Raw genomic sequence first — 11,087 nt, 5'->3', positions numbered from 1 at the left:
GTCGCCTGGATGGGTGCCGTCCGACCGGGTCGACAGATCAACGCCAGGACACGAAGTCGGTCATAACAGGGGTCAGACCCGGGCCGACGGCGACAGGGACATCATCATCACAGTCCCAGCACACGCCGGTCTTCCCCATCGATTGCGACACCCCGTGCCGGTCGCAGAGCGTGCGGTACTCTGCTGATGTGTATTGACAGCCACGATCCGAGTGAAAGATCACGCCGGCGACGTGGCCACCGCGCGTGGCGACGGCCATCTCCAGGGCCTCGCCGACGAGCTCGGCCCGCATGGGGTCGGCGAGCGCGAAGCCCAGTACACGGCGCGAGAAGACGTCGAGCACCGTCGCCAGGTACAGCCAGCCCTCCCACGTGCGGACGTACGTGATGTCGCCGACCCACAGCACGTCGGGCGCCGGCGCCGCGAACTGGCCGTGCATGCGATCCGGGATCGGCGACGTCGGCTCGGGCGTGGTCGTCCGCACCCACCGCGGCGGCCGGCGCCCGCGCAGGCCCGCGGCCTTCATCAACCGCGCGACGCGCTTACGCGACGTCCCCGTCGTGCGCCCGCAGCTCCGCGACCACGCGCGGCACGCCGTCCTGGCCGCCCGAGGCCGCGTGGATGGCCCGAATCCGCGCCGTGAGGGCCGCTGTGGTGTCCCCCTCGTTTCCGTACAGCTCAGGTGCTAATTGCTCCCGATATGCCTTCGGCGTGAGATAGCCGAGGGCCGAGTGCGGACGGACGGCGTCGTAGCGATCAAGCCACTCCGCCACGACCTGGAAGGCGTGGTCCCGGCTCTCGAAGCGCTGGAGCCACACGCATTCCTGCTTCAACGTCAGGAAGAAGCGCTCGATCATGCCGTTCTGCTGCGGCGTTGTATGGGGTGAGGTACTCTTGGGTCAGGCCGTAGCGCCGCGCGACGCGGACGAACGCCTTCGCGCCGAACACGAGGCCATTGTCGCTGCGTAACACCAGGGCGGGGCTCGTCCGATCAATGCGCCGGCTGCGGAGGGCCTCCTCAAGTGCCGCCGCGGCAACCCCCGCGATTCCTGACCGCGACAAACGCCAGCCGACGATCGTCCGATCGTAGCAGTCGATGATCGCCGTGAGGTGGCACCAGCCGTCCCGCCCACAGAAGAGATGCGTCGTGTCGATCGCCCAGCGCTCATTCGGGCGGGTGGCCCGCGAGACCCATCCCTGGGCCCGGGGGCGATGCCCCTGGGGCCGGCGCTGACACTGCCACTGGTTCAGTTTGATGATGCGGTGGATCTTCTTCCGGTTCACCCGGGTCGCCGCGGCGCGCCGGATACGGGCGGTGATCATCCGCAGGCCGACCGCTGGCTCAGCGTCGATGATCGCGCGGAGGGCGCTTTCGAGCGCCGTCTCTACGATGGGGACGCGGGCGGCGGGCGCCACCGGCCGCCGGTAGTAGAAGGTCGACCGCGCCACGCCGAACCACCGGCAGAGCTGCACGATCGACACCGTCTTTCCTTCTTCGCGCATCTGGCCCTGCACCGTCAGAAGGGTTTCTCGGGTTTCCCGGTGAGGGCATCGAGCTTTTTTCGGGCGTCGAGCTCCAAGACGAGTGCGCCCACCTTCGCGCGCAACTCGCGGACCTCGCGGTCATGCGTGGCCTGCTCGTCCTCCGAGCGCGCCTTCAGCCCGCGCTCCCCGGACTTGAGGAACGTGTCCATCCAGCCCTCGACCTCGGACTGCTTGAGGTCGGGCTCGCGGCACACGTCCACGAGCTTCGCCTCGCCCTTGATCAGCTGCAGGAGCACCTCGACCTTGCGCCGAGCCGTCCATCGCTGAAAGTCTTTCTCCATCGTCGCTCCCTCTGGACCCGGGCACTATGCCCTGTCCAGTCCAGGAGGGGGACGACCTCACGCCCGCTGTAACGGCTCGCCCGTTGAAGCTGTTCGCTTCGACAACGACGCAGTGGGGCATCGGAAGCTGATACGACGGCTAACCAAGGGCGGCAGGACCGCACGGGTCGCTCTCGAGGCTACCGGCACCTACAGCCTCGACGTGGCCCTGGCCCTTCAGCGTGCCCACGGCATTGAGGTGATGGTGCGAACCCCCGGGCAGTGAAGCAGTTCGCTGGGGCGCTCATGCAGCGCGCGAAGACCGACGTCACTGCGGCGGTAGCCCTGTGCGAGTACGTCGCACGCATGCCGTTTGTAGCATGGGGTCCCCCGGCGGCGTCGGTATTGGTCTTACGCGCCATCGCGGCGGATTGCCACGCTCGTCGTCGAGCGGACGCGGGAAACAAATCGCTGGCAGGCACTCCAGGCGCCGACCCAGCATCCAGCCGTCGTGCGAAACGACGTGGCGGTGCACATTCGATACCTGGGTCGGCGAATCGACCTGCTGACGGCGGAGGCGGTCGCCGTGATCCGTAGTGACGCGACGCTGCAACGTGCGTTCGATCGGCTCACATCCGTGCGGGGCATCGCGACCGCGAGCGCCGTGCAGCTTCTGCCGGAACTCCTGGCGTTACCGGCGGACATGACGGTCCGGCAGTGGGTTGCCTACGCTGGCCTCGATCCTCGCCCGTCGCAGTCCGGGACGTCGGTGAACAAGCCGGTGCACATCTCGAAGGTCAGGAACGCCCACATTCCTCGGGCGCTGTTCATGCCCGCACTCGTCGCGACTCAGCACGAGCCCCGCGTGAAGGCCTTCTTCGAGCACCTCGTCGCTCGCGGAAAGACGCCCCTCCAGGCCTACGTGGCGGTGATGCGCAAGCTGCTCCACGCGATCTACGGCATGTTCAAGACGAACACGGCGTGCATTCCCGAGAAGTTCTATGCCACGGGTTGACCGCTCACTGGACAACGAAGGGAGTATCCAGTCTCGGAGGGGAGCCACCTCAGGACGTCCGCGAATTCCTCTACTACGATCTGGGCACAGACGCCCAGGAGGAGCGACCGATCAGTATACGATACGTTTGACAGATGTCACTGAGCTATTGTTTGAGCATGGGCTAGCTTCCCGTGCGGCACGCGATGCGCTTCGCTACGTCGCTCGCCGGGACGCCGGGCAGCGCGGCGATTCTGCGTACCCCGACCGCAGATTACATCACCTATCTCGTCCGGCACGTCTCCGCCGGTATTACTGGCCCATAGCGGGACAGTTCTCGAGCGGCGCGTCTTGCCGCGCATTTCCCTATCTTAGAGAGTCCTTCGCCACTGACACCTGGTTCCAGACAAGCACCCCGGACAACAGCAATGCCGAGATGAGAGGCGCCGAGAATCGCCCGGGAACGCTCTGCACGGCGGCTAGCTCGCGCAGGGGCTCAAGCGCTACTGCTTGCCATGACAGAAGCGCCGCCATCAACAGCGCCAGTTGCCCCTCGTATCGCTGGCGCCCCCTCAAGGCGAGCAGGCACACTGCGGTGCATCCCGCACTCACGCTGAAGTAGAGCTGCAGGGGGTGGACGCCAAGCGAGTGAGGCGCCGTGGCTGATATCAGTCCTCGCGCGACGTGATTGAAGAACGGCTCGGTTCCCGGCGGGTACTGTGTAGCCAATGGCAGTGAGGACACCTTCCCAAAGCAGCACGACGCGAAGAAGCAGCCAAGGCGACCGACGGCGAGAACGATGGCGGGCACAGGCGCCAGGGTGTCCGCTAGCCTTCTAAACGGCAGCCGCAGGCAGCGCGATACGAGAGGCGCGGCGCCAAACGCAGCTATGAACCCGCCTGCGGCGCGATAGCCTGGGCGCACGAGGACAGCGGGCCCCTCCCACAGCGTCGCAATCGGGAACCGGTGCTCGAACAGATGCGACTGCAATCGAGCGCCAATCACAGCAACGACCCCGAGCAGGACAGGTGAGCACCTTACCGACTGGATGTTCGTCCACCCAGCTTAAATAGACGGCTACCGCCTAACCGATAGCGACCCAGCCTCCCCATGCCACAAGATAGGGGGACACCGTGACTATTCTGGCAGCAACACGGGGACCGACAGCGTCAACGCGCTTCGGTAAGCTTCATCGATTCCAGGCGAGCCAGCAACCGCTTCGCGCAGCGAACGCACGCTCTCGTGGTCGCCTGGATTGGAAGCAATGCGATCCGCCATTGGTCGCAAGCGACCGTACACCTCGTCGCCAAGCATGCCGGCGGCGTTAGCCTTTTGCATATCATCGACGATCTTTCGCACGGCCTCGGTGCGAGAGTCGCCGCCATCCGCCGGACGGCGTATCGCTGGCCCAACCGTCGTGACCACAACCTTGCCTTCATTCGCGATGAGGTCATTCGTGAGATCGCCCAGCCAGGTCGGAAGCCCCTCCTTTAGCGGTTGATCGTCGGGGCCGTGGCGGTTGCCCCCGCCGACCTCGGCAGCTACGACCCCCGGAAGATCGTCGCTATCGAATGTGATGTCTTGCGCACGGCTACCCGGCTTGACTTCTAGCCCGGCAACTGAGGGACGCCATTCAATCGCCCTCGCGTCATCGCATTCCGCGCATGGGGCAAGATGAGCGTCGACCCACCCGAGTGATCCCGAGCCGGGTATGTCGGATACGCCCTTCGCGTTCATCCTAACCCAGGCAATCGGCTGGACAGCCGAACCTCCATTCGCGATATCGTAGGCGTACCTGAAACGACCATTGGTTAAGCGCTCCACGCGTACGCTTATGGACGGCTCGACGCGGCACGGGAGTTCGAACTGTCGGACGTCGAGTTCTTTCGTCGAGAGGCGATACGCGAACTCGAACTCGCAGCGCGATATCCGTCGCATCCACTCACCTGTCGAGCGGTGCACGAACACGTAGCCCTGTCGTTTGAGCTCCTCCACTGGCATTTCATCCAGCACAGTCGGCGGATACTGCCTGGCAGCGGCGATCCCGCGATCAAAGGCCGCCTTCGCGGCGGGATGTTCGACGGGCTCCAATCGATTCGGCGGGATAGGAATCACGAAATCGTCGCCCGCGAGTGCACCGCCCCAGATTCCTACCGATAGCTGCAGCGCCCCCCAGAACCACAACGCACGACGCACGCCCCATCTCCTTCCAATCGGCATCATCATTACAGCTCAAGATGCCAGTGTTTAATGGTGCTTGGCTCGCACAGAGAGCGTGGACTGCAGTCAGTCCCCGTCGGATAGGAATTGTCGTTGCGCGGAATCTCCAAGCACGCTTTTGTGAAACCAGCATGCCTTGCGAGCGTGCAGAATGGGTTCTCCTCGCCAACAGGTACACCGAAGTTAGAGTTCTGCCGTTGCGGTCGTATATCAACTGCCCGACCGCGCCCGTGATACTTGTGCGGCGTGAACCAGTTGCCATCGATGTCGAAGATGCCCCCAGGCTCGAGCGAAATGTCGTTGATAGCGAACTTCCCATGAGAGCCGCATACGTAGCCATCGGGATCGGTTCCCAACCACGATTGAGAGAGGTGCTCGAGCGCTGCCTTCATCGCTGGCGTTCCCCAGTGATTGCCATCCTCGTGGTTGCTCCAGCCTGGGGCGTGGCGCTGCCTACCACCGACTCGCTCGTAGAGCGCGGGATTATGGGGTAGTCGCACTAGCGACGTCAGTGTCGACGGGGCACCGATCTTGCTCCAGATGCCAGACAGCCCCGAAGACGGATTCGGATCTGAGGGTGTGCTGAACGTCAGCTGCGACACCATGCTGTACCCGGCCGCGAAGGACGCGTAGCACAGCCGACACACAACTCCGTCCCCCTGAGCGCAATAGGCGGTGTAGTCGATTGGCGGTAGGGGCTTGAGGTTAATATCGTGATCCCCGACGATATTGGAGTGCCCCCCTTGGCACTGCCCGTTGCCGCTGTTGAAAATCATGAGCGGACAGCCGCCGCCACCTCCGACAAATGACCCTTGCCCGTTTACCAGAACACAGGCGAACGGAAGGATGGCATTTGTGCTCAGGTTGCGCACAACTTCGCAGCACGCCTGAGGGGTCGTCTCTTGGTCGGCGGGAAGAATCCAGCAATGATCGCCACCGCAATGCGTCGCTAGTGCAGCAGTAGGATCGAGTGCCGCGACACAGAGAGGCAGCATCCATGTCGCGATGCCTCGCAAGGCTTTCTTACGAATCCAACGGTTGCCGACGGTCATGACGAGTCGCATATCTGGCCTGGGCGAGAACTGCCAACCTCTTCGCCGTGATGAGCTAGCGGTGTCAGCCGTCTTCGCGATCGCGTTTCGAACCTGCCCCCTCATTCAGTAAGCAAAAGCATGCGGGCATGGTGGTCACCGAGAGGCTCCGACCGGGCTGCCGGGTGGTCAAGTCTGGCGGTGAGCTCATCGAAGGCGCCGACCTACTAGCGGCGATGCCTGAATCCGACGATGTCGTTGCGCTTGTCGACGGCGAAGCGACGATCAAGCGCTTTGCTCGTGAGAAGGGCTATGTTTCCTTGAAGCCGGCGAGCACGTCCGACATCACCCGCGCCAGCAGGATGCCGGGCGTCGTCTGGGTGGCCGGGATCGCCGCGGCCGGCGCGTCCGCCTGGGTCTGGGCGGGCGCGCTCGACGCGTACTTCTGGAACGACGACTTCGTATGGCTCTACCTGCTGCACGATCGCCCGCTGCCGGAGGTGCTGCTGACGCCGATCGGCGGCAGCACGCTCGTGTTGCGCAATCTCGTCTTCGCGCTCCTCGACCGCACCGCCGGGCTCGATCCCGTTCCCTACTTCGCGAGCCTGCTCCTCACCCACGCGCTCAACGTCGTCCTGGTCGCGCGCCTCGCGTGGCGCGTGACGGGCGCCACCATGCTGGCGGGCCTCGCGGCGCTGGCGTGGGGAACCTGCCCGCCAGCGAATCGCTGACCTGGTACTCGGCCTTCGGCGGCGTCGCGTCGACCACCTGCGTGCTGCTCGCGCTCGGCCGTGTCGCCGGACGCCGTGTCGAGACGCTCGGGCGACGCGTGTGGCTCGTCGTCTTCGCGTGGCTCGTCCTGGGCGACCTCTTCTTCGGCACGGCGCTGCCCGTCGCCCTCGTGCTGCCGGCGGTCGTGGCGATCGCGTTCCCTGCGACGCCGCAGCGCCGCGCCGCCGTCCGCGCCGCGCTCGCCGTGGCCGGTGGCGTCGCGCTCGTGCACCTCGGTCTCCAGTGGGTGGCCACAACGGCGTTCGCGGCGGCGGCGGTGCAGGGCGCCGAGCTGCGGTGGCTGCTCCACGGACTCGAGCCCGCCGCGCGCTCGTTCGCCGCGCTGCTGCGCAGCGGGGTGACGTCGCTGCTGCTCGGCGCCTGGTGGTCACCGGTACCGGGCTCCGCGGCCACGGCGTGGATCGCGCTCGGCGTCGCCGCCGCCGGCAGCCTGGCCGTGCTGGGCCTGGCGCCCGCGCCGCGCTGGTTCGCCGCCTGCGTGCTCGTCGCCCTCGCCGTCTACGCCGCGGTGGCGGCATCCCGCGGCCCCCTGCTCGTCGGCCTGCTGGGCCAGGAGCCGGCGGAGATCGGCGCGACGCTGCGTTACCACTATGCGTCGCAGGCCTTCCTGGCCGTGGCCGCGTGCATCGGCCTGACGGCGCTGCTCGCCCGCTCGCCCGGCACGCAGGCCGTCGTCGCATGCGGCGTGGCCGCCGTCCTCCTCGCCGGGACGGTGCGCCGTCCGGTGCCGCTCGAGCTGCACGAGCTCACGCGCCGCCGCGTCACCGAGGCGCTCACCGCGCTCCGCGTCCGCATCGCGCTGACCCCGCCCGGGCAGACGGCGTCGATCGGCAATCGGCAGCTCCCGGGGCTCGGCTGGATGCCGAACACCACCGCCCCGCTTCCCGGGCTCGCCGCCCTCTTCGTGATCGCGTTCCCGTCGGACGCGATCGACGGCCGCCGCGTCCGCTTCGTCGAGCACGACCTGCCGACCTACTGGACCTTCACCGCGCGCCCGGGGCGGCTCGCCGACGTCCTCGCGCCCGACGAGCTCTTCGGCGGACCTCCCGCTGTCTCTCCACTGGATACAGCCGCATCCAGGTTGCAACAACATTGACAGCGTCGCCATCGCGGCGTACATGCTTCGCGACGATGCGACGTGCGATGCGCCCCATGCGCCGGATCATCGGCGCCCTCGCCCTGGTGGCGGTGCTGCTCGCCATCGTCGGCTCGGTGACGCATCGGCACGACGATCACGGCCTCGTACCGGTCGACTGTGCGGCGTGTCTCGCCGCACACCATGCGCCGGCCGTGCTCGCGCCCATCGTCGCGATCGCGACGCCGGTGGAGCGGAGCATCGCCGTCGGCGACGGGCCGCATCACACGCCCATCGTCGCGCGCGTGCACCGTACCGGCGGCCGCGCGCCGCCACGCCTCCCGCTGGTCTGATCATCCCTCGCAGGTCCGCGACCGCCGTACGGCTCGCGGACGGATCAGCGGAGTTCCGTGTGCCGCTCGGCGCACGGCGGAGGCTACGTGCAACGGTTCTGGTGGATGGCGTGCGCCGTGACGGCGGTGCTGCTCGCGCCCGGCGTGGTGGCGGCGCAGCACATACACGGCGCATCGGACGACATGGCGATCGGCTCGACGCGACGCGCAGGCGGCGCACTGTCGATCGTCTTCGACTGGACGACGCCCGTGCGGGCGGCGTTCAGCGACGCGCTGGGCTCGCTCGTGCTCCACGCCGCCGTCGACCCCGGCTTCGCCGCCGTCACCGAGCCGACAGGCGGCCTCTTCCCGCTCGAGGCCGACACCGAGGTCCACGTCGTCCTCGTCGCGAACGACCCCGATCGGACCGCGCTGAAGGTCGGCGAGACGCTGCTTGCCGCACCGGGCGACCGCGCGGTCCTCGGTATCGCGCGCGGCGGGGACCTGCACCAGCACCCGGAGTTCCAGCTCCGCACCCACGGCGACGCGACCGACTTCGTCGAGGGTCGGCTCGGCTTCCGGCTCGAGACGCCGTCCAGCCGCTATCGCGCCTCGGCCGTCTATACGCTCGAGCTCACGAACGGCCATCTCGCGCCGGTCACGTACACCACCGGGGCGTACGACCGCACCGCGATGCGATGCCAGACGACGGTCGCACGCGAGGTCGGCATGTGGCTCCGCGAACTCGCCCGCACCGCGAGTGATTGTCCAGGCGCCGTGTCCCCGGCCTGTGCGACGGCGTGCGCGGGCGAGGTCTCGGTGCGGCGCACGGCGCTCGCCCCGCGCCGTACGGCGATGCTGCGACGCCTCGCCGCGCGCTGCGCCGGCGTCGCCGAGCGCGGCCGGAGCAATGCATGGCACTCGCGGGCCCACGTCGGTCTCGCGGAGTGCCGCCTGGCTCGGAGCGTCGACGCGGCGCCGTGTCTCGCCGGCGCCTGCGCGCGCTCGCCAACCTCTTCGTTGCACGCGCGTGCCAGCCCGGCAGCCTCGTAGTGGCTCGCTGCACGCCGGCGGAGCGAGGCGGCCGGACGCACGACGTCGCACCGCCTCGTGGCGGCCGCCTGCCGGCGTCGCGTCGCCGACGGCCGCATGCTCGATCGCGTGACGCAGGCCCGACGCCGCGCGCGGCGTGCCGTCGGCCGGATCTGCGGCGACGCGGCCGCGGCGACGGTGCGCGCGACGTCCTGCGCCGCCGACGACCTCGTCTCCGCGGCCTGGCCCGCGGCGCGCAGCGACTTCGCCGCCTTCACGAGCCGGCCGGCGCAGGGTGCACGGCCGCTCGCCTCCTACTTCCCCTGCCTGCGCGGCGGCACGGCCGCCCACACCCACCTCCATGCGCACTGAGGAGACACGACGATGCGAACCGGACGACTCGTGGCCGCGGCGCTCCTGAGCACCTTCGCCTGGACCACGGCGGCACGTGCGCAGCACACGGGCGACATGCTGATCGGCTCGACCGCCCCCGGCGGCGGCGCCCTCGCCCTGCGCTACGACTTCGGGAGACCCGTGCGCGCGACGCTGAGCTTCACGGGACCGACCACCTCGCTCTTCACGTCGACCGATCCGGGCTGGGACCTGCTCGTCACACCGGGCGACGGCTTGTTCCCCCTGCCGGCCGGCGTCCCCGTCACGGTCGAGATCACCGCGATCGATCCGGACCTGTCGCTGAAGGTCGGGCCGAGCACGCTCGCCGCGCCCGGTGAGTTCCGCCTGCTCGGGACCACGTCGGCGATCCACGTCCACCCGAGCTGGCAGCTCGTGCTGGCGAACGGCACCACCGGCACGCGGTCCGTGTCGTTCCGGCTCACGACCACGAGCCCGAGCTTCGCCGCGTCGGCCTCCCATACCGCGACGGTGACGAACCTCCCCGAGCCGCCGCCGACCACGACGAGCAGCACCACGTCGACGACGGTCGCCCCCGGCTCGACGACGACCACCAGCACCACGCTGGTGCCGCCGCCGGCGCAGCGCCTCGGCGGCAAGAAGCTGGTCGCGAAGGACGCGGCCGACGCCCGCAAGCGCATGCTCGGCGTCGTCTCGACGGACCCGACGCTCCAGCTCGGCGCCGAGGATCCACGGCAGGCGAGCGCCGCCGTTCGCGTCCGCAGCGCTGCGGCCGGCATCGATCTGGTCTTCGTCCTGCCCGCCGCCTCGTGGAAGCCGATCGGCAAGCCCGGCAGCGGTCGCGGATGGAAGTACGCCGACAAGAAGCTGCGCGCGGGCGCGGTGCAGAGCCTCGTCCTGAAGCCCGGCAAGACGCTGAAGATCGCAGCGAAGGGCGCCGGCCTCGCGCTCGGGCTCACGCACGACCCGACGCCGATCCAGGTCGAGCTCGCGATCGGCGCCGAGCGCTGGTGCCTCGCCTTCGGCGGCGTCGTGCGCTTCACCACCGACCGCAAGCTCGACGCCAGGGACGCCGCCGCCCCCGCCGCCTGCGCCCCGTGATCGAACCTGCCGACATCCGGCGCATCGCCGTCGTTCTCGCGCTGAGCTTCGGGCTCCAGCTCGTGGGCGACGTCGCGGCGCACGCCGCGCACGAGACCGACGCCCGCGCCTGCGTCGTCTGCCACGTCGCGAAGGCGACGGCGTTCCCGCCCGCGGTCGCGCCGGCCACGCCGCCGGCCACGGTGACGACGACCGTCGTGGCGCGCGTGGACCGCCCGGCCCACCGCCCGGCGCTCGGCCCGGCGCGGGATCGAGGGCCGCCGGCAGCCGCGACCGTCGGCCACGCACCCATCCACGCCCACGCACCATGAACCAACTTCCATCGGAGGAAGC

15 protein-coding genes are annotated in these 11,087 nt (G+C 68.6%); 8 read left to right on the top strand and 7 right to left on the bottom strand.

Annotated elements, in window-relative coordinates:
- Positions 1–37 precede the first annotated feature (37 nt).
- From KIT14_12455 to KIT14_12440, 4 genes are read right to left on the bottom strand one after another with little or no spacing between them, the layout of a single operon-like run.
- Positions 38–526, bottom strand: coding sequence for a DDE-type integrase/transposase/recombinase (locus KIT14_12455; protein MCW5891347.1), 489 nt, complete (start codon positions 524–526; stop codon positions 38–40).
- 16 nt (positions 527–542) lie between these two features.
- Positions 543–857 carry a transposase gene (locus KIT14_12450; GenBank protein ID MCW5891346.1) on the bottom strand — a complete coding sequence of 105 codons (315 nt, stop codon included), beginning with the start codon at positions 855–857 and terminating at the stop codon, positions 543–545.
- The gene (locus KIT14_12445; protein ID MCW5891345.1) at positions 757–1,515 is read right to left on the bottom strand and encodes a transposase family protein; all 759 of its coding nucleotides are present in this window, start codon (positions 1,513–1,515) and stop codon (positions 757–759) included. Before KIT14_12445 ends, KIT14_12450 begins: the two co-directional genes overlap by 101 nt.
- Positions 1,516–1,517: 2 nt before the next feature.
- A complete protein-coding gene (locus tag KIT14_12440) occupies positions 1,518–1,781 on the bottom strand; it encodes a hypothetical protein (protein ID MCW5891344.1) in 264 nt (87 codons plus the stop codon).
- Between the two features lie 535 nt (positions 1,782–2,316).
- On the opposite strand from KIT14_12440, the gene KIT14_12435 reads away from it, so the two are divergent.
- The gene (locus KIT14_12435; GenBank protein MCW5891343.1) at positions 2,317–2,820 is read left to right on the top strand and encodes an IS110 family transposase; all 504 of its coding nucleotides are present in this window, start codon (positions 2,317–2,319) and stop codon (positions 2,818–2,820) included.
- A gap of 345 nt (positions 2,821–3,165) precedes the next feature.
- On the opposite strand, the gene KIT14_12430 is transcribed toward KIT14_12435, so the two are convergent.
- The 3 genes from KIT14_12430 to KIT14_12420 form a co-directional block, all read right to left on the bottom strand.
- Positions 3,166–3,789 carry a prolipoprotein diacylglyceryl transferase gene (locus tag KIT14_12430; protein ID MCW5891342.1) on the bottom strand — a complete coding sequence of 208 codons (624 nt, stop codon included), beginning with the start codon at positions 3,787–3,789 and terminating at the stop codon, positions 3,166–3,168.
- Between the two features lie 147 nt (positions 3,790–3,936).
- Complete coding sequence (locus tag KIT14_12425) at positions 3,937–4,995, bottom strand: hypothetical protein (protein ID MCW5891341.1); 1,059 nt, start codon at positions 4,993–4,995, stop codon at positions 3,937–3,939.
- A gap of 29 nt (positions 4,996–5,024) precedes the next feature.
- Positions 5,025–6,071 (bottom strand): hypothetical protein, encoded by a 1,047-nt coding sequence (locus tag KIT14_12420; GenBank protein MCW5891340.1) that lies wholly within the window; start codon positions 6,069–6,071, stop codon positions 5,025–5,027.
- Positions 6,072–6,199: 128 nt separating this feature from the next.
- Here KIT14_12420 and KIT14_12415 point away from each other — a divergent pair, with 128 nt between their 5' ends.
- The 7 genes from KIT14_12415 to KIT14_12385 all read left to right on the top strand — a co-directional run bounded on the left by KIT14_12415 (position 6,200) and on the right by KIT14_12385 (position 11,065).
- A complete protein-coding gene (locus KIT14_12415) occupies positions 6,200–6,781 on the top strand; it encodes a hypothetical protein (protein MCW5891339.1) in 582 nt (193 codons plus the stop codon).
- Positions 6,751–7,938 carry a hypothetical protein gene (locus KIT14_12410; protein MCW5891338.1) on the top strand — a complete coding sequence of 396 codons (1,188 nt, stop codon included), beginning with the start codon at positions 6,751–6,753 and terminating at the stop codon, positions 7,936–7,938. Before KIT14_12415 ends, KIT14_12410 begins: the two co-directional genes overlap by 31 nt.
- Before the next feature lie 35 nt (positions 7,939–7,973).
- Positions 7,974–8,270, top strand: a complete 297-nt coding sequence (locus KIT14_12405) for a hypothetical protein (protein ID MCW5891337.1) — start codon at positions 7,974–7,976, stop codon at positions 8,268–8,270.
- A gap of 87 nt (positions 8,271–8,357) precedes the next feature.
- Positions 8,358–9,302 (top strand): hypothetical protein, encoded by a 945-nt coding sequence (locus tag KIT14_12400; GenBank protein ID MCW5891336.1) that lies wholly within the window; start codon positions 8,358–8,360, stop codon positions 9,300–9,302.
- A 96-nt stretch (positions 9,303–9,398) separates the two neighbouring features.
- Positions 9,399–9,653, top strand: coding sequence for a hypothetical protein (locus KIT14_12395; GenBank protein ID MCW5891335.1), 255 nt, complete (start codon positions 9,399–9,401; stop codon positions 9,651–9,653).
- A gap of 12 nt (positions 9,654–9,665) precedes the next feature.
- Entirely contained in the window at positions 9,666–10,754 is a 1,089-nt protein-coding gene (locus tag KIT14_12390; protein ID MCW5891334.1) for a hypothetical protein, read from the top strand.
- Positions 10,751–11,065, top strand: a complete 315-nt coding sequence (locus tag KIT14_12385; protein ID MCW5891333.1) for a hypothetical protein — start codon at positions 10,751–10,753, stop codon at positions 11,063–11,065. Before KIT14_12390 ends, KIT14_12385 begins: the two co-directional genes overlap by 4 nt.
- The last annotated feature ends 22 nt before the right edge of the window (positions 11,066–11,087 follow it).

It is taken from the genome of bacterium, assembly GCA_026129405.1.
Taxonomy (GTDB): Bacteria; Desulfobacterota; Binatia; order DP-6; family DP-6; genus JAHCID01.
This window is presented reverse-complemented; position numbering and strand designations above follow the sequence as displayed.